The 19,636-nt window shown below is 34.7% G+C and carries 16 protein-coding genes; 8 read left to right on the top strand and 8 right to left on the bottom strand.

The genetic code is table 11. From position 1 onward, the window contains the following. Window positions 1-10: 10 nt before the first annotated feature. Window positions 11-1,264 (bottom strand): choice-of-anchor B family protein, encoded by a 1,254-nt coding sequence (locus CHB80_RS02750; RefSeq protein ID WP_089369893.1) that lies wholly within the window; start codon window positions 1,262-1,264, stop codon window positions 11-13. Further along, window positions 1,261-2,685, bottom strand: coding sequence for a choice-of-anchor B family protein (locus tag CHB80_RS02745; RefSeq protein WP_089369892.1), 1,425 nt, complete (start codon window positions 2,683-2,685; stop codon window positions 1,261-1,263). Before CHB80_RS02745 ends, CHB80_RS02750 begins: the two co-directional genes overlap by 4 nt. Before the next feature lie 205 nt (window positions 2,686-2,890). On the opposite strand from CHB80_RS02745, the gene thiL reads away from it, so the two are divergent. After that, a complete protein-coding gene (gene thiL, locus CHB80_RS02740) occupies window positions 2,891-3,940 on the top strand; it encodes a thiamine-phosphate kinase (protein WP_089370754.1) in 1,050 nt (349 codons plus the stop codon). A gap of 6 nt (window positions 3,941-3,946) precedes the next feature. Here thiL and CHB80_RS02735 read toward each other — a convergent pair whose 3' ends face one another. Then, on the bottom strand, window positions 3,947-4,195 hold the full coding sequence (locus CHB80_RS02735; RefSeq protein WP_089369891.1) for a hypothetical protein: 249 nt from the start codon (window positions 4,193-4,195) through the stop codon (window positions 3,947-3,949). A 170-nt stretch (window positions 4,196-4,365) separates the two neighbouring features. Next, the gene (locus CHB80_RS02730; RefSeq protein WP_089369890.1) at window positions 4,366-5,160 is read right to left on the bottom strand and encodes an alpha/beta fold hydrolase; all 795 of its coding nucleotides are present in this window, start codon (window positions 5,158-5,160) and stop codon (window positions 4,366-4,368) included. A 36-nt stretch (window positions 5,161-5,196) separates the two neighbouring features. Here CHB80_RS02730 and brnQ point away from each other — a divergent pair, with 36 nt between their 5' ends. After that, complete coding sequence (brnQ, locus tag CHB80_RS02725; protein WP_089369889.1) at window positions 5,197-6,492, top strand: branched-chain amino acid transport system II carrier protein; 1,296 nt, start codon at window positions 5,197-5,199, stop codon at window positions 6,490-6,492. Between the two features lie 2 nt (window positions 6,493-6,494). Here brnQ and CHB80_RS02720 read toward each other — a convergent pair whose 3' ends face one another. Then, entirely contained in the window at window positions 6,495-7,163 is a 669-nt protein-coding gene (locus CHB80_RS02720; protein ID WP_089369888.1) for a hypothetical protein, read from the bottom strand. Between the two features lie 104 nt (window positions 7,164-7,267). Here CHB80_RS02720 and CHB80_RS02715 point away from each other — a divergent pair, with 104 nt between their 5' ends. Then, complete coding sequence (locus CHB80_RS02715; RefSeq protein ID WP_089369887.1) at window positions 7,268-8,590, top strand: aspartate kinase; 1,323 nt, start codon at window positions 7,268-7,270, stop codon at window positions 8,588-8,590. 451 nt (window positions 8,591-9,041) lie between these two features. Next, window positions 9,042-10,388 carry a cytochrome-c peroxidase gene (locus tag CHB80_RS02710; RefSeq protein WP_229746884.1) on the top strand — a complete coding sequence of 449 codons (1,347 nt, stop codon included), beginning with the start codon at window positions 9,042-9,044 and terminating at the stop codon, window positions 10,386-10,388. A 149-nt stretch (window positions 10,389-10,537) separates the two neighbouring features. Here CHB80_RS02710 and CHB80_RS02705 read toward each other — a convergent pair whose 3' ends face one another. The 3 genes from CHB80_RS02705 to CHB80_RS02695 form a co-directional block, all read right to left on the bottom strand. After that, window positions 10,538-10,960, bottom strand: coding sequence for a DUF1330 domain-containing protein (locus CHB80_RS02705; protein WP_089369886.1), 423 nt, complete (start codon window positions 10,958-10,960; stop codon window positions 10,538-10,540). Window positions 10,961-11,079: 119 nt separating this feature from the next. After that, window positions 11,080-12,372: an aminopeptidase P family protein gene (locus tag CHB80_RS02700; protein WP_089369885.1), complete on the bottom strand. Its 1,293-nt coding sequence runs from the start codon at window positions 12,370-12,372 to the stop codon at window positions 11,080-11,082. A gap of 73 nt (window positions 12,373-12,445) precedes the next feature. Beyond that, window positions 12,446-13,027, bottom strand: coding sequence for a Crp/Fnr family transcriptional regulator (locus CHB80_RS02695; RefSeq protein ID WP_089369884.1), 582 nt, complete (start codon window positions 13,025-13,027; stop codon window positions 12,446-12,448). A 138-nt stretch (window positions 13,028-13,165) separates the two neighbouring features. Here CHB80_RS02695 and CHB80_RS02690 point away from each other — a divergent pair, with 138 nt between their 5' ends. From CHB80_RS02690 to CHB80_RS02675, 4 genes are all read left to right on the top strand, one after another. Next, window positions 13,166-16,015: a VPS10 domain-containing protein gene (locus tag CHB80_RS02690; RefSeq protein WP_089369883.1), complete on the top strand. Its 2,850-nt coding sequence runs from the start codon at window positions 13,166-13,168 to the stop codon at window positions 16,013-16,015. Between the two features lie 149 nt (window positions 16,016-16,164). Next, the gene (locus CHB80_RS02685) at window positions 16,165-17,856 is read left to right on the top strand and encodes a helix-turn-helix domain-containing protein (RefSeq protein ID WP_089369882.1); all 1,692 of its coding nucleotides are present in this window, start codon (window positions 16,165-16,167) and stop codon (window positions 17,854-17,856) included. Window positions 17,857-17,936: 80 nt separating this feature from the next. Continuing rightward, the gene (locus CHB80_RS02680; RefSeq protein ID WP_143337031.1) at window positions 17,937-18,542 is read left to right on the top strand and encodes a collagen-like protein; all 606 of its coding nucleotides are present in this window, start codon (window positions 17,937-17,939) and stop codon (window positions 18,540-18,542) included. An 82-nt stretch (window positions 18,543-18,624) separates the two neighbouring features. Next, window positions 18,625-19,518, top strand: a complete 894-nt coding sequence (locus tag CHB80_RS02675; RefSeq protein WP_089369880.1) for a cation diffusion facilitator family transporter — start codon at window positions 18,625-18,627, stop codon at window positions 19,516-19,518. The last annotated feature ends 118 nt before the right edge of the window (window positions 19,519-19,636 follow it).

Here is a 19,636-nt window from a genome sequence, read left to right as displayed (position 1 = left end):
TCTTCTTAATTTAGGTTCCAGTTCTTCTAATAATAAACAGACCGCCATCTATATCACTAATGATGATATTATTACTACTAAAATATGGGTATATGCTCCACACGCCATTAAAGGACGTATTGTTATTTGTTGGGAATGTATCAAAAGATCCTGTGTCAAATAAGTTGCCTGTTGTGATTCCTGATATGTCAGCTACACGAATGCCTCGTGTGTAATTTGATAAAAATACTTCGTTACCTTTTACGTATAGATTATGATCTATAGCTCCTGTGTCTCCGGTAAAAGTTCCTGCAAATGAAGGATTGTCTAAATCTGTAAAATCAAATAAAAGCGTGCGTGTATTAAATCCTATATTACTTTCATCTAACTCATCATTTGCTATAAAATAACGCTGATTCTCTGTAAGCCATCCTTGATGTGTATATCCGATATTAGGGTAACTTACTTCTGAAATTTGAACCACATTTGCTTTGTCTGTCACATCCAGAATAACTACTTCATCTTCATTACTTCCTACGTATATTTCTCTTCCTGCATAGTCTGGATCGGGTCCATTATAGGTGACTACTTGTGCATCATGTGTGTATCCTTGTCCTGAAAAACCTCCTGCAAATGTAGGATTCAATGGGTCACTTATATCTACAATATGCGGTCCTCCACTAAAAGTGCTTGTGCCTACGGCATATGCAAATCCTTGTTGTTCATTAATGACAATATTATGTGCATTTCCAAATTCTGTATATACTGCATTTGGTGTAAATGTTATGTTTTGGTCTGGATCTGCATCTCGCAATAAAGAGAGATCAAATATTTGCATTCCATGCCCTCCAGCTTCGCTTACAATAAATGCATAGTCATTGTATACTTTTATATCTCTCCATTGAGAAACCGTGGTTTCTGTAGGAAGAAATCCTACAATTCTTGGTGCTGTAGGTGTTGATATATCTATAAATGTGGTGCCTTCACGGGTTCCTAAAAGTGCATATTCTGTACCTGTAACTGGATCTGTCCATCCCCAGATGTCATTTCCACCTGTTGAGTTTCCTAATTGTGATAAGTTAATTTGTGCCATAAGGTCAAAATCATCACAAGGAAAAATACCTGCAAATCCATTTTCACATACAAGGCGGCCATCGGCTACAGGATTTGGTTCTTCTTCTGTGTCTGGAGTTACAAGAATAGGCGCTGTGCTATCATCATCGTCACTACAGCTTACTATTATAATGCTTATAACAATCAGAGAAAAGAAGAACTTTAATTTCATTTTAATATCAGTTTTTGTGTGCTATTTGTTGTTTTTACAAAATAGAGCCCTGTTTTTAAATGCGTGAGGTCTAATTGTGCATCTGTTGTAGCGATCTTAGTTTGGTGTACTACTTGTCCCAATGTGTTGATTACTACTACTTGTCCTATTGGATCATTTGTATTTATAGATACTATACCTGAGGAAGGATTAGGAAACATTGTAATTTCTTTAGGAGCCTCAAAAGTAGTAACGTCTAGCGTTTCATTTTGTTTTACAAGTATAAAACCGCCATCTTGATCGCTAATAATAATATTTCCACTTTCAAAAAATGGATATACATTCCAAGCACCAGACCCTGTCCCTACATTATCTGTACTTGGTACCGTATCAAAATACCCTACTTCATTTATGTTTTGATTAGCAATGTCTGAGATATTTATAACACGCATCCCAGCTCTATAGCTTGCTAAGTAAAATAAGTTTCCAACGACATATCCATTATGATCTGTAGATGTATTAGTTCCTTCATATTCAAAATGAAGTTGCGGATTGTCTAAATCATTAAAATCAAAAACAATGGTTCTCGTGTTAAATCCAAAGCCAATTTCGTCTGTCTCATCACCTAAAAGGAAATAACGTTGATCTTCTGTAAACCATCCTTGATGTGTATATCCTATATTTGGATATGAGATAGTTGCTATTTCTTCAGGATTATCTTTATCTGTAATATCTACAATAGCAATTTCATTTTCATTACTACCTATTAGTATTTCGTGATCTTCATAATCACTATCAGGACCATGATATGTTACTACTTGCGCATCGTGACTATAACTGTTGTCCGCATATCCTCCTTCTCCTACAGGGTTTATTGGATCTTGGATATTTATAAAGTGAGGGCCTCCAGAAAATGTTTGTGTACCAACACCATATGCATATCCAGATTCTGTATTTATAACAATATTATGTGCGCTTCCAAACCCATCATAATGTGCTGTTTCAGAAAAAGTAACAGGAGGATTTGTCACTGTACGTAATTGGGTAAGATCAAAAACTTGCATCCCGTGACCACCAGCCTCACTTACTACAAATGCATGATTTTGGTATACTTTTATATCTCTCCATATGCTATTTGTGGTATGTGTGGGTAATTTACCAAGGTAAATCATATCATTTGGATTTGAAATATCTACAAATGCAGTTCCGTTTCCGAGCCCTATAATGGCATATTCTTTACCATCATCTGGATCTGTCCATCCCCAACTATCATTTGTGAAGTTGGTACTCATATCGGCATTGGTAAGTATGTCTTGAAGGGTGTATCCTTCACATGGAAATCCTGCTGCCATATTTCCTTCGCAAGGAGTTTGTGCTATTGTGATAGAAGAAAATTGTAGGAGTCCAAACAGAAAGCATATTTTGGTTAGATAAGATTTCATTAGGTAGTTTTGTCTAGGATTATTGTAAACTTATAAAATTTGTGTAGTACACACGAAATATCCGATCAAGTATTACTTGTCAATATTCACTTATATAACAAATATATGTGCAAAATCCCCCGTAACCTGTGATAAATATTCTGAAATCCATAAAAAGTTATAGCAAGTTATAGCCTTCATAAGGTTGTTTAGTACCTTTGCAATTATGTTAGAAAATAAAGATCAATCCCGAACTTCTTTAGAAGAATTAGGTGAGTTTGGACTCATAAATCATCTTACGGAACATTTTAAAATTACTCATAAAACTACCTTAAAAGGAATCGGTGATGATGCTGCAGTATTATCATTTCCAGACACACAAATTGTAGTGACAACAGATCTTCTAATTGAAGGGGTTCATTTTGATTTGAGTTATGTGCCCTTAAAGCACTTAGGATACAAGGCTGTGATGGTCAACCTTTCTGATGTATATGCTATGAATGCAATGGCTAGTCAGATTACAGTTTCGATAGCTGTTTCTAATCGTTTTCCATTAGAAGCATTAGAAGATTTATATGTGGGTATACAAACAGCCTGCACTAATTATAAAGTAGATTTAATAGGTGGTGATACTACATCGTCTACAACAGGGCTTGTTATTAGTGTAACAGCAATAGGAAATACTACAAAAGAAAAAATAGTAGGAAGAGATACTGCAAAGGCGGGTGATCTTGTTGTTGTAACAGGTGATATAGGAGCTGCTTATATGGGATTACAAGTCCTTGAAAGAGAAAAAGCAGTATTTAAAGTAAACCCTAATAGTCAACCAGATTTAGAACAATACGCTTATATTGTTGAACGTCAGTTAAAACCAGAAGCAAGGAAAGATGTTGTTTTATTATTAGAATCTCTAGAAGTATTGCCTACATCTATGATAGATATAAGTGATGGTTTATCTTCAGAAATTTTGCATTTATGTAAAAACTCTAAAGTAGGGTGTAATCTATACGAAGAGAAAATTCCATTAGATCCTCAAGTAATTAATACTTGTGAAGAGTTTGAACTTGATAGTACTACTATAGCCTTAAGTGGTGGAGAAGACTATGAGTTGTTATTTACCATACGTCAAGAGGATTACCCTAAGATTAAAGCAAATCCAAATTTTACTGTAGTAGGGCATATGACAGAAGAGAGAGAGGGGGCTCATCTTATCACAAGAGCTAATACTAAAATTCCTTTAATAGCAAGAGGCTGGAATGCATTACAATCTGAGTAATTTTAATTAACGTGTCGCTAATCTTCTAGTGTAGAAATTTTCGTACACTTCATTGATACGACGTAATTTTGGAGTGAGTGGGGTGTAGTGGCCATATCCATCTAATGTAAATTGCTTTTTACAATTTGCACATTCAAACTCTTTAATATTTGATTCATACCTTTTAGTAATACGGTATTTATGTCCAAATACTTTGCATTGTAGGTTTGAAAATGGACTGTATGTAGGCTCGCTTTTAGTTTTAGTTGTATTCATTGATTTGGGGTTTTAACTTGAGTACTAATGTAAAAAAATTCTACAAACAACACAAAAATATCGATGAAATGCACAAAAATTTAACAATTAGAAATATTTTCCCAACTTATTAAGATATTTAGAGGTTGTTTTTATAGTAATTTACTTGTTAAAAACCTTATTTGGATAATTTAAGTAATGCGATGTGTTGTTATATCTAAGAAATTTAAAATGTCCATAATCATAGCATCTCTATTTGAGATATGACTCATATGCCCTCCTTTAATTATTGAGAAATGTTCTATATAAGAAGCAAACTTTTCTTTTTGTTTATCTGCATCTATAATCCAATCTTTTTCTCCTAGGATCATACCTCTTTTAAAAGAAGCATTTTTCCAGAAGGTTGTTGCGTCTTCTCTTAATCGCATACCTTCATTTGAAGCAATATATCCTTGTACTGGAGTTTGTAGGGCATGATCTAATGCTACTGCAATATCATCATGATATATTTCTTTGGAAGCGGGATCAAAAAGATTAATAAAAGACATACGTATCAATTGTTCAAATTGTGTTTTGGCCATTTGATTAGCTCTAAGGCGTAATTGTTTTCGTTCTTCACGATCTGCTTCTGGGGTAGAATTTAGGAGACATAATGCATTCACTTTTTCTGGGTACGCTTTCGCGAAAGCGATCCCTACATATCCCCCCATAGAATGTCCAATAAGTATAACTTGGTTGAGGTGTAATTCATTAATGACTGCATGTACAGTTTCAGAAAAATCCTGCATAGTATGTATATACCCTAGACATTCTGTTTTGCCATGACCTAGAAGATCAATACATATAACTCGATGTTTTTTGACAAGAAATGGAAGTAGGATTTCCCACATAGTGCTGTTTTCTAAAAATCCGTGTATTAATATAATAGGAGAGCCTTCTCCTTGATCTGTATAAAAAATACGGCTCCCTTTATGTGTAATCTCCATTTTGACTTATCTTGAAGCGCAAATATCAAGTAACCTATGAAAATCACCAAACAAACTTTTATCACTTCTTTTGCACTGTTTTCACTTTTTTTTGGAGCTGGAAATCTCATATTCCCTGCTTTTTTAGGGTATAATGCTGGCGATGGTTGGTTTATGGTCGCTGTAGGATTTGTGCTTTCGGCCGTAGTGATTCCTATTTTAGCAATATATGGTCATGCACGATTACAAGGGACAATGATGGATTTTGGGAGAAAAGTATCTCCTGCTTTTGCTTTTATATACAGTCTTGTCGTGTATGTGATTTCAGTTTCTTTTCCTAGTCCGCGTACCGCTTCTGTAACCTATGAAATGGCAGTGCAACCTTATTTTGATATTCCATCTTTGGGAGCGATAGGAAAATACCTTCCCTTAATATTGAGTACCGTGTATTTTGCACTGGTATTATTATTTGTGTTGAATCGCTCTAAAATTATAGATATCATAGGAAAATTTTTAACTCCTGGTATTTTGATCATCTTAGGATCTATCATATTAATAGGTCTTTTTGGAGATTATAGTGCGATGACTGCCTCTGAGTACCCTAGTAATTTAACCAGTGGGATTTTAGAAGGGTATCAAACCTTTGATGCCATAGGAGGTGTTCTAGTAGGAGGTGTTCTAGTAGTTTCGCTTAGTCTTAAAGGAGTTTCTAAAGAAGAGAGTAAGGGGGTGATTGCTAAAGCTGGGTTGTTTGCAGGAATAGGTTTTGTGATTATGTATGTAGGCTTAATTGCTCTTGGAGCTGCAAATAGCGGAACTCTTGATATAGATAATCGAACAGAATTACTGAGCCTTTTAAGTTATAACACGCTTGGAAACATGGGGAGGTCAGCTTTGGGAGTTCTAGTAGCACTTGCTTGTTTTACAACAGCAGTTGGTATCGTAACAGGAACTGCCGATTTCTTTAAAGGACTCTTTAAAGATTCTCAAAAAGCTTATATAATCACAGCGGTGATTAGTTGTATTCTTGGCGTAGGAATGGGGCAATTAGATGTGCACTCTATTATTGTAGTGGCACTTCCTGCGCTTATGTTTATCTACCCAATTACGATTGTGCTTATACTACTGAATGCACTTCCAGATAAGTTTGCAACACCTACTGTATTTAAAGCTGTAGTCCTTATTACTGTTTTATTCAGTTTGCCAGATTTTTTATCTTCTATAGGGCTTTCTGAAATGGTACAACCTATTCAAGAGTTTCTGCCTTTTGGAACCGTTACATTAGGTTGGTTATTACCTGCATTAGTTACTTTTATTGTTGTTAATCTAATTGGGTTTAAAAAAAATGAATAATCTTAAGAACTAGCTTCATTTTTAAGGTTTTTGATGACTGAAAAGGCTCTGTCTACTAAAAAATCTTTTACTAAAATGGTAAACTCATTGGTAGTAGATACCACTTCGTGTAATGCAATACCTTCCCAAGCAAGTCTTTTAAAAAGTTGATAATATAATCCTGGCACGGTAGAGTTATCGTGAGGTAAATTGATGCTGATAGCTGATAAGTTTTCTTGAATATCTAATTGGGTTTCATTTGTGAAACTAGCAATTACCTTCTCTTTTTCTGAAGAAGAAATAATAATGTTACTTTCTAAAATTCCTCTTGTAAAGGCATAGAAAATGCTTCGGTCAATTGTAATGAGGTCTAAGATTTTTGCATGACTTCTAATTAAGGTAGGTGAATTTTGAAATGTAAAATCACTTAAATTAGAACGCACGGTAATATCTCCTAAGTTTTTAAGGATACGTTGCATTTTTACACTATTACTCGCATGAATAGGAGGATTGTAACGACGCAACGCCATCATAATTGCACCCGTTTTTACCGTCTTGTGTAAACGTTTTTCTATGAGAGGTTGTATATGTTCTGCTAGTGCAGAATAGTTGATAATGTTTTTCGAGAGACCTTCTTCTATAAAAGGCTGTGTAAGAATAATTTCTTCGACACAAGATGCTATTGTTTTCATTTTGTTAATTATATAACATATTGTGCAAAATTAGAATAATTTTATCATTTATAAGGTTTAGAGAGGTGATAATAATATTTTTGACCTCATAAAATGATATACCGATGCATGTATTAAAATTTGGAGGCACATCTGTAGGATCTGTAGAGAATATGATCCAAGTGAAAGATATTATCAATGATCAAGAGAAAAAGATCGTTGTGCTTTCGGCTATGTCAGGAACTACAAATGCACTTGTTGCTATATCTAATGATATAAAGGAAGGGCATATTTCTAAAGCTTCTACTAGTATAGATGCATTAGAAATATCGTATGCACATACAATTCAATCATTATTTTCTGATGAAGCAATTTTATATGATGTACAAGAATACGTTCAAGATGTTTTCTATTATTTAAGAGCAGCTACAGATAAGCCCCATGATCAATTAATGTATAATACAATTCTTTCCTATGGAGAGTTATTGTCTACTTATATATTTAGTGCATACTTACGTCAAGAAGGTATAAAGGTGCAGTTATTGCCTGCATTAGACTTTATGAGGATTGATCGTAATAATGAACCTGATAATTTCTATATACGCCAGAACATCCATCGCATTATTGATGAGTTGCCTGTGGCAGATATATACATTACACAAGGTTTTATTTGTCTTGATGTAGATGGGAAGGTATCTAATTTGCAAAGAGGAGGAAGTGATTATACGGCAACTATTATAGGAGCAGCTATTCGAGCAGAAGAAGTGCAAATCTGGACAGATATAGATGGTTTTCATAATAATGACCCTCGTTTTGTAAATACGACAAGACCTATCTCAAACCTCTCGTTTGATGAGGCAGCAGAGCTTGCTTATTTTGGAGCTAAGATTTTGCATCCGCAAACAGTAATGCCTGTACGTGAATTAGATATTCCAGTGCGTTTAAAGAATACTATGGAACCAACATCATATGGAACATTAATTACTAATAATGTACATGGTGAAGGAATTAAAGCGATTGCGGCAAAAGATGGAATTACTGCTATAAAAATAAAGTCTGGTAGAATGCTACTTGCACATGGTTTTTTGAAAAAAGTATTCGAAATTTTTGAACGTTATGAAACCGCTATCGATATGATTACGACTTCAGAAATTGCTATTTCATTAACCATAGATGATACAACATATTTAGACCCTATCGTAGAAGAATTAGAACGATTTTCTTTTGTAGATGTAGATCAACAACAATCTATCGTATGTCTTGTTGGAAACTCAATTATATACCATAGTCAAACACATAAATTATTTCAAATCCTTCAAGATGTAGATGTTCGTATGATCTCATATGGAGGAAGTCATAATAATATTTCTTTATTGATCCATTCAGATCATAAAATAGCAACCCTACAACGGTTACACACCTACCTTTTTGATGTCGTAACTGTGTAAAATAAATGAAAAAGGAAGTTAAGTTAGTTTAGTTAGTTATTGAAGAGGCTACCATTGGGTAGTCTCTTTTTATGTCTAATTACCTCTCCTTTTTTTTAAATCACACTTTATTTTGCATATAACTATAAAAAGTATATGCTACTCTTTGCTACTGTTGTTTATTTTTAAAAAGTGTAGAATTGACATTTCTTAAAATAATCTTGTATGAAAATTCGAACAATGTAATAGTATGTCTGGGGATGACTGACATATTATTGTCAGGGAAAACCTTTGTGTCTGCCTAATATTTCTTTAATCATTGATATATAGGCTACTTAGATTCATTATTTATAAATATTTTGGATGATAAATAATTGTCTTTTTTCAAAAATATAGTTTAAGTTTGAGTAATGATTAGGTGTTTCTATAACATGTATAGACATCAAATATGCTATTTATTAAATTAAAGATCATGAAGAAAGTTATTTTTACAATGGCATTTTTGACAATATTTATATCTTGTCAAAATGACGATGATTATCAGGAGATTGACCAATCTTTATTAGATGATACACTAAGTGAATTAATACTAGATGCTTCAGGAGAAGAGGGAAATTCATTTTTTGTATTACCAGATAGTGATGACTTTGCATCTATTCCTCAGGATCCTTTAAATCCAATCACATCTGCAAAAGTCGCTCTAGGGCAATTATTATTGCATGATACTGCTATGGGTGGAGATCCTAAAATAGAAGGCCGTGAGTTTCAATTTGCATGTGCTACGTGTCATCCAGTGGCAGCTGGTTTTAATGCAGGGAGAAGACAAGGAATTGGAGAAGGAGGTATTGGTTTTGGACTTAGTGGAGAAGGACGTTTTATAGATCCATTAATGCCTATAGATTCAGTAGATGTGCAACCAGTGCGTGTGCCTACTTTATTAAATTTAGCATACCAAGATGTTGCTTTGTGGGATGGACGTTTTGGAGGTACAGGAACCAATGAAGGAACAGAAGCCGGATGGGAACTCATTCCAGAAAACTTTGAAGGATTTCAAGGGATTGAAGTACAAGCTATGCAAGGACAAGACGAGCATCGTCTTTTTATAGATGAAGCTTTTGTAGATACCTATAATTACAGAGATTTATTTGATGCAGCTTTTCCAAATATTCCTGAAGCAGATCGATATTCTAGAAGAACAGCTGGACTTGCCATTGCAGCATTTAATAGAACATTACTTTCTAATAGAGCTCCTTGGCAGGAATACCTTAAAGGAGATTTGACTGCAATGACAAAACAACAAAAAAGAGGCGCTGTTGTTTTCTTTGATCAAGGAAAATGTGTGCAATGTCATACAGGCCCAGCACTAAAAGATAAAGCGTTTCATGCCTTTGGATTTGGAGATTTTGATGGGAGTTCAGATGCGGTAATTAGACCAGATGTAGATATTAATGCAGTAGCAAGAGGAAGAGGGAACTTTACAGGAAATGCAGCCGATGATTATAAATTCAAAACGCCTACCCTTTATAATCTAATAGATGGAGGCTTCTTTGGACATGGAAGTACCTTTACATCTATAAGAGATGTTGTTGCTTATAAAAATGAAGGTGTTCCTCAAAATACAGATGTTCCTTCTGGTCAATTTGCAGATCAGTTTGGAGGATTAGGACTTACAGAAACACAAATCAATGACCTTACCGCATTTTTATCAGATGCACTTCGAGATCGAGATTTAACAAGATATGTACCTGAAGTATCCAATAGTGGTTTTTGCTTTCCAGCAAATGACCCTCAAGCTAGGATAGATTTAGGATGTGATTAAAAAAGCCTGTTAGCATATAGAAAATAGAGTGTTTTATTTTATCAAGTACTAACTAACTTTCCAATCATGATAAAATAGAATAACTACTTGGTTCTTTCCTATAGACAGAAGAACTATCCCGTTTTCTATATGTGTAACGGGTTTTGTTACTAATGTTCAGGTGTTATAGGTAATAATCTTGAATCTTCAAGAGCCGCCGCGCGATGTCCCGCAATAGATAAGTAAGCTTCGTTTTGTGCAAATTTCAAAAATGTAGCAGCGTCTTTATGCTTTACCAATAAAACCAAATCCCAATCTTCTTGAGAAGGTCCAATTAAAAAAGAAGCACTTTTTCCGCTAAATAAAACCTCACTTCCAGCTTCTTTTAAAAACGGAAGGGTATGCTCCATATATAATTGATAGGCCTCCTTTCCAGAGATAGGTGTTTCTGGAGTTAGCGCAGGTGTTTGAGAATAATTTGCAATGTCTTTAAATTTTAAAAGATTAAGCATAACGATTTCTCCTTTAGGCGGATTGGAAAAATAATTTCTACCAGCCTCTGGAGTCACGTCTAGATAAGAGATTCTTGACATGTGATATTTATTAGTAGTTAAAATGTCTATATACGCTTTACCGTTTCACTCTCCCTTTGGTCGTGAATCTCGCAAGCTCAATTTCGCGAAAGCGTATACATAAACAACTCATTAATATTTTATGAATTCATGAGATCCTCGATCTCTTCAATAGAAATTGGAATATCATGCATTAAGTTGAAAGGAGCGCCACTTTCTTGAATCACAACATCATCTTCCAGTCGAATACCAAATCCTTCATCTGGAAGATAAATACCAGGCTCCACGGTAAAAACATTATTGGCTTGCATAGGCTCGTGTAGGAGTCCGTAGTCATGCGTATCTAATCCCATATGGTGACTTGTGCCGTGCATAAAGTACTTTTTATACGCTGGCCAATCTGGATTTTCATTTTGTACATCTGCCTTATCTAAAAGCCCTAAATCTAATAACTCAGAGGTCATAAGTTTACCCACTTCTATATGATATTGCTCCCAATAGGTTCCTGGAACAAGCATTTTGGTAGCCTCATCTTTTACACGTAATACAGCATTGTAAACTGCTTTTTGACGCTCTGTAAAACGTCCATTTACAGGAATAGTACGCGTCATATCACTAGCATAATTTGCATATTCGGCACCTACATCCATAAGAATTAAGTCGCCATCTTTACACTGTTGGTTATTTTCGATATAATGCAACACATTTGCATTATTTCCAGCAGCGACAATAGGGGTGTAGGCAAATTTTTTGGAACGATTACGTAAAAACTCGTGAATGTACTCTGCTTCGATTTCATATTCCCAAACTCCAGGTTTTACAAACCCTAATACACGCCTGAATCCTTTATTAGTGATATCACATGCCTGTTGAATCAAATCTATTTCTATTTGATCTTTTACAGAACGTAAACGCTGTAAAATAGGATTGCTTTTTGCAACACTATGCGCAGGATATTTAGCTTTCCACCACTTTGTAAAACGATCTTCACGCGTTTCAGTCTCTACAGCGGCACGATAATGCTCATTAGTATTTACGTATACGGTATCTGCATAGGTCATTAACTCTGCAAATATTTTTTCTAGGTCTTGAAGCCAAAATACTGTTTTAATGCCTGAGGTTTCTAGCGCTTTTTCTTTGGTGAGCTTCTCTCCTTCCCAAACAGCAATATGCTCATTGGTTTCTTTTAAGAATAAGATCTCACGGTATTTTTCTTTTGGGCAATCTGGAAATACGACCAAAATAGATTCTTCTTGATCCACCCCACTTAAGTAAAAAATATCTCTATGTTGCTCAAAAGGCATCGTGCTATCTGCACTAATAGGATAAATGTCATTGCTATTAAAAACGGCAAGACTATTTGGCTTCATCTGAGCCATAAAGTTTTTGCGATTTTTTATAAAGAGTGTGTTGTCTATTAGGTGATATTTCATAACAGTAGTATTTCTAGATTTAGCTATACCCAAAAATAAGGATTGCAATTTTTAATAAATACGCCAAATGGCATTATTTTATATTTTTTCGGATTCTACTCATATGCCTTAAAGAAATTCCTAAAAAAGAAGCTAAGTAATGTAATGGCACTTTTTGAAGTAATGTAGGTTCGTTTTGCAATAACTTTTGATATCGCTCTTCAGGAGGTAATGTCAATAAATCAATACGATGATCGTCTATTTTATAAATCTGGTTTTCAATAAGGTTGTAATAAAAGGTATAAAAAGCCTGATTATGCTCCATTAAATATTCAAATTCCTGAAGGGTGATCACTTGTAGATTACAATCGGTGATAGCCTTGATGTTTTTTCTAGAAGGGAGGTTGTTTTTAAAGCTTTTCAATGCGGCCGTGCAAGAATTTTTTAATGCTAAATACGTAGTTTTCTCTTCTTCTAAAACAGCTAGCGAATGTTGTAAAACACCAGCTTCTATGTAACAAAAGTACTTGCAGATAGTTCCGCTAGTAACAAAGAATTCATTTTTTGATAGTTGGATTTGAGAAAACGTCGTTATAATTTCAGGAATAAGGTGATGGAGTGATGTATCATTAATGACAGTTTGTAGGTAGGTTTCAAAAGTAGAATGAGTTGTCATTTTAAGTGGGCTCCTTTTATAATGGATTAAAAGTACGAAAGAGCTATTCTATAAAACAATAAAATAGTTAAACTCCTTCCAAAAACTTTCACATAATTTCACATTTCCGTACTTTCAAGGCGCTAAAACAAAACCAAAATGAAAATACGCACTTTCCTCTGTGTAGGTATGGCTGTGTTCGCTTTCGCGAAAGCGTACCCACAACAACCTGCAACATCAGCATCTCAAGTACAACAAGGCATTGCTCAAAAACGTACAGCACAACAAAACTCACTTGTTAAGAATCTTCCTTTTGAAAATATTGGACCCACCGTGATGAGTGGTCGTGTGGTAGATCTTGCCGTAAATCCTGATAAACCATCAGAGTTTTATGTAGGCTATGCCAGTGGAGGTTTATGGTATACAAATAATAACGGAACTACCTTTGAACCTGTATTAGATAGTAGTGATACACAAAATGTAGGTGATGTAGCAGTAGACTGGAAAAGTGGTACTATCTGGGTGGGAACAGGAGAAAATAATTCTTCTCGTTCTAGTTATGCGGGAATTGGAATCTTAAAGTCAACCGATAAAGGAGCAACTTGGAAAAATGTAGGACTCACAGATTCGCATCATATAGGACGTATTTTAATTAATCCATCAAATCCTGATGAGGTAGTGGTAGGTGTTACTGGACATCTATATTCTTCAAATGACGAACGTGGTGTTTATAAAACCACCGATGGAGGAAAGACATGGAATAAAACACTATTTGTAAATAGTGAAAGCGGGATTATAGATATAGATCATGACCCTGCAAATTTTAATTTGATGTATGCATCGGCTTGGGATAAAGACCGTAAAGCATGGCATTTTGAAGGGAGCGGTTCTGGATCTGGTGTTTATAAAAGTACGGATGGCGGAACTACTTGGCAAAAACTAAATGGATTTCCTTCTGGAAATGGCGTAGGTCGTATCGGGATTGCAGTGTATGATGCCAATACGGTATATGCTGTACACGATAGTCAGTTTAGACGTGAAGGAGATGATAAAGGCAATAAAAGCAATGGTGCCTTAACAAAAGACGATTTCAAAACCATGGGTAAAGATGCTTTTCTAGCACTGGATAACAAAAAACTCAATGGGTTTCTAAAACGTAATAATTTCCAAGAAAAGTACCGTGCAGAAAATGTAAAAGCAATGGTGCGTAATGGATCTGTACAACCAGAAGATCTTGCAAAATATTTAGAAACTGCAAATACACAATTATTTGATACACCTGTTGTAGGTGCCGAAGTATACAGATCTGACGATGCAGGAAAAACATGGAAAAAAACACATGATGGCTATCTGGATGATATCTACTATAGTTATGGATATTACTTTGGAGAAATTCACGTAAACCCTCAAGATGATAAAGACATATACATCTATGGGGTACCTATTGTTGCTTCAAAAGATGGAGGGAAAACTTTTAAAAGTATTGGTGCAGAAAATGTACATGCAGATCACCATGCTTTATGGATCAATCCTAAAAACGAAAAACACCTTATAAATGGAAATGACGGAGGCGTAAATATTACCTATGATGATGGTGAAAACTGGATCAAAGCAAATGACCCTTCGGTAGGACAGTTTTATTACATTCAAGTAGATAATGAAGAGCCTTATAATGTCTATGGAGGACTTCAGGATAATGGGGTTTGGGTAGGAGCAAATACCGCTCAAGAAAATAAAAGCTGGCACCAAAGTGGGCAATACCCTTGGGAAAGTATCATGGGAGGTGATGGGATGCAAGTACAAGTAGATAGCCGTGATGCAAATGTTGTGTATACAGGATTTCAGTTTGGAAATTACTTTAGAATCAATCGTGAAACCGAAGATTTTAAACGTTTTAATATCAAGCATGAATTAGGAGAAAAACCATACCGTTTTAATTGGCAGACTCCTATTTTATTGAGTTCGCATAACCAAGATATTCTGTATTTAGGAGGTAATAAATTAATGCGCTCTATGAATCAAGGAAATGATTGGATGGCTATCAGTGACGATTTAACCAATGGTGGAAAAGAAGGAAATGTAGCCTATGGAACACTTGCTACTGTAAGTGAATCACCATTTCAGTTTGGACTGATTTATACGGGGAGTGATGATGGGAAAGTATATGTTACTAAAAACTCAGGAGGAAGTTGGACAGATATTAGTGCTAGCTTTCCAAAAGATTTATGGGTGTCACGTGTAGTGGCTTCAGAACATAAAAAAGAACGGGTGTATGTTACCTTAAACGGATACCGTTGGGACGATTTTAAAACCTATGTATATGTCTCAGATAATTATGGTCAAACTTGGAAGAACATATCAGGAAATATCCCGATGTCACCTGTTAATGTAATTGTAGAAGATTCTAAAAAAGAAAATATCATTTATGTAGGTACTGATAATGGAGCCTATGTGAGTGTAGATGGAGGGACGAGTTATCACGCTTTCGCGAAAGGATTGCCAGCTGTAGCCGTACATGATATGAAAATTCAGAAAAGAGAAAATCATCTCTTGCTGGGAACGCATGGAAGAAGTATTTATAGAGCAGATATCACAACCATTCAACAAATGGATGCCTCTCAAAGTGTACAGTTATTTGAAGTGGCTTCCTTGCGTAACTCACCACGTTGGGGAAATAGTTTTAGTATGTGGGGGAATGCTTTTGAACCTTCTGTAGCTATTTCTTACTTTTCAAGCTATGCAGGTAAATTCTCTATGGTTGTGAAAGATGCAAACGGAAAAGAATTACAACGCATGCCGTTAGTGCCTCAGGCAGGTATTAATGTACTTGATTATGATATGTCTATTACAGAAAAAGGGAAAAAGACATTAGAAAAAGCAAATACAGAACTCAATATTAGAAAAGCGAGTAATGGGAAGTATTACTTGCCTAAAGGAATGTATACGATTGTACTAGATGGCGGCGGCGGAAATGCTGCAGCAGCAACAACAACTCTAGAAGTGAAATAAAGAACCTTTCTTTTTAAATATTCAAAAGCAGTTAAGAATTCTTAACTGCTTTTTTGTTTTGTAACATTTTCGAATAAAGGGTAGTTTTTACTAGCATCCATCCAATCCTATTGTTTATTCGTACATTATATATCTAAACACCTATAGTATTGGATTGGAATATTGGAAATAGCGCAATACTTATTTTATCATCACTGCTTGTTATTTGTGCTGTATGGCGATTGGTGAGAGGTCATGAGATAGTGGCTACTGGAAAATATCTTAACTGGCTACTCATTGCATCGGGTATGACAATTATTCAAGTAATACTCGTAGATGCAAAAGTGGTGAATGCTTTTCCGATATTTTATGTTTTCTTCATTCCATGGCAATTTTTAGCGCCAGTTTTTTTCTCATTATTAATATGCTCTTACCTAGATAGAATGTGGGAGTTTAAGAAGTATAAGAAATTTCTATTAGCTCCATTTGTACTATTCTTTATTCTATATATAGTTTTAAAAGTAAATGCTTTTACTGAGTATGCTTTTTTTTCAAAGGCAATATCACTTACCATTGGTGCCGAGTGGGATGAAAATTTAGCTGTTCTTTTTGCATTTATTAATGGGGTTTGGAATTATAGAATGATCAAAAACTATGAACGCAGTTTATTAGGAGTATCCTATAAAACAGTTGTAGAAAAAACAAATTGGTTACGAGTCATGTATACACTATTGGTAGTGTTGTGCAGTGTTTGGATATTGGTAATATTATATCTTAAAGTCACAAAATTTGAAAGAGGAATGATGGCCTATTATCCACTGTGGCTTCTCTTTCTTGGTTTTTATTTTGTCTTTTTATACATAGGAGATCGTCATTTAAAAACAAAAAGAGAAGAAGAGAAAAAAAGGCAAGTAGCTTTTGAAACTATCATTACCGATTTTCAAATAGAAGGATTAAATAAAATTTTTGAAACAAAAGAATTACAAAACATTATTGATGGAGACACTTATGATGTCACAAGAATATTAAGCTTTTTTGCTACCTCACTTTTTGACAAACGTAATATAGATGATGTCCTCTGGGATATCGTTCGAAACGCGATTGGAAAACTAGATTTAGAAGATTGCGTGATTTATATGGTAGATAAAGAACGTAATGTCTTAGTGCAAAAAGCAGCGTATGGAAATAAAGATAAAGGTACTCGCAAAGTAGTAAGTCCAATAGAAATCCCTTTAGGAGAAGGTATCGTAGGAACTGTTGCAAAAACTTGTAAATGGGAGTGTATTTCTGATGTACATCAAGATGCAAGATATGTGCTAGATGATATGCAACGACAATCAGAATTTGCTGTTCCTATTCATGATGAAGGAATTGTTTTGGGGGTGTTAGATTCTGAGCATACTGAAAAAGGGTTTTTTAAGAAACAACATATTTTTATTTTTCAGCTTATAGCAAAACTTACTGCTACAAAACTCAAACAACTTCTAAAAAAAGAGTCCACTACAATTACAAATGATAATGGATATTATAAAGAATTATGTTTCTTACTTGAGAACGAAAAAATATATAAAGACCCCGATATAAGTCTAGGTAAAATAGCTGCTAGATTAGATATAAGTATTACATATCTATCACAACTTATTAATAAAATAAGTGGGGTTAATTTTTCTGATTTTATAAATGATTATAGAGTAAAAGAATCTAAACGGTTACTTACACACCCCAATTATACTAGTTATGCCATTCTTTCTATAGGATTGGAATCTGGGTTTAATTCAAAAAGTACGTTTTATGCTGCTTTTAAAAAACATACAGGCGTAACTCCATCCGTATACAGGGCAAAAGCCCCATTTGAGTCCTAAATCTTTCAGATTGTATAATTACGGACACTCTTGGAAGAGGTCCCATCTAAGTTTGTGGCATTATTAACTATAAAATTTTTATGATGAAAAATGCAATGCAAATTAGCAAACAACTATTAACCGCAATACTACTAATTAGTTTAGTGATAAGCTGTTCTCCAGAAGATGGAGAAATTGGACCTCAAGGCCCACAAGGAGAACAAGGAGTTCCGGGCCCAGCTGGAGAAGATGGCCAAGATGGTGAGCAAGGAGAACAAGGGGAGACAGGAACAGCAAATGTGATTTATTCAGAATGGATTCCTTCAGATTTTGCAAGTCCTATTACTGATGATTTTGATCAATTTGAATTAGATGTACCACAATTAAATGAAGTCCTTCAGGATTCAGGAGTGATATTAGTATACGCTCGTAGATCAACATTAATCTATCCAATTCCTATTACTTTTTTTGGAAGTTTAGACGAAAACTATAATTGGAGATTATTAACAACTAATGATGATATTATTGCTGTTCGAGTAAACTCAACTGATGGTGGAGTAATAGGAGAACCCTTTTTAAATGATGAGTACCGTTATGTGCTCATTCCAGGAGGTCAAGAAGCTGAAGGTGGACGTACAATGAGTGCTCAAGATTATCAAAATATGAGTTATGAAGAAATCGCTCATCTATTTAATATTAAAGATTAAGGACGTAAACGTAAAGTCCTTTCATTCCCTAATTATTAAAAGCAGTTAAGATGTATTAGCTGCTTTTTTTGTATTTTAGAATATGGCGCATCATCACAATCATACGCATGGTCACAGTCACGATACTGGTAATATTAAAGTTGCTTTTTTTATTAATTTGCTCTTTACTATTATTGAGATTATTGGTGGTGTTCTGACCAATAGTGTCGCCATTCTATCAGATGCAGTACATGACTTAGGAGATAGTTTGTCATTAGGACTCGCATGGTACTTTCAAAACTACTCTAAGAAAAAAAGAAGCCCTTCTTTTAGCTATGGATATGGTCGTTTTTCTTTGCTTGGAGCGATTATAAACTCGATTGTTTTAGTAGTGGGGAGTATTTTTATTTTTATTGAAGCAATTCCTAGATTAATAGAACCACAGCAGCCAGAAACGCAAGGCATGATGCTATTGGCAGTACTTGGTGTTGTTTTTAATGGTGCTGCCGTATTACGCCTAAAAAAAGGAACAAGTGTTAATGAGCGAGTAGTGTCTCTTCATTTATTGGAAGATGTCTTAGGTTGGATTGCAGTACTTATAGGATCTATAATTATGCATTTTTTTGACATTCCTATTATCGACCCTATTTTATCGTTAGGAATCGCACTATTTATTTTAATAAATGTGTATAAAAACCTCAAAGAAACTATTCAGATTGTGATGCAAGGTGTGCCAGAAAATACCAATGTAAAAGATATAGAACATGCATTACTTTCATATCCAGAAATAGTTGCCGTACATGATATTCATATCTGGTCTATGGATGGAGAGTATACGATTATGACAGCTCATATTGTAGTGCAAGATAAAGATACACTCACGGCACTAGATCCTCTTAAAAAGAAAATACGAGAAGATTTAAAAGAATTCCATGTAGAGCATATTACTTTAGAGTTTGAAAATGTGGGCGACCACTGTGGAGTAGTAGACGTATAATAAATGGGATTTTTTGTAACATTAAGAATCCTTTGTTGTCTATTAAATCATCAATCAAAATATACAAGCCATCATCGTATTACAAATTACAACACAACCTCAATTTTCACTGTTTGAC

Origin of the sequence: Dokdonia pacifica (assembly GCF_900188275.1) — a bacterium.
Lineage (GTDB): Bacteria > Bacteroidota > Bacteroidia > Flavobacteriales > Flavobacteriaceae > Dokdonia > Dokdonia pacifica.
Note: the sequence above shows the minus strand (reverse complement) of the source record. Positions and strands in the feature narration are given on the sequence as shown.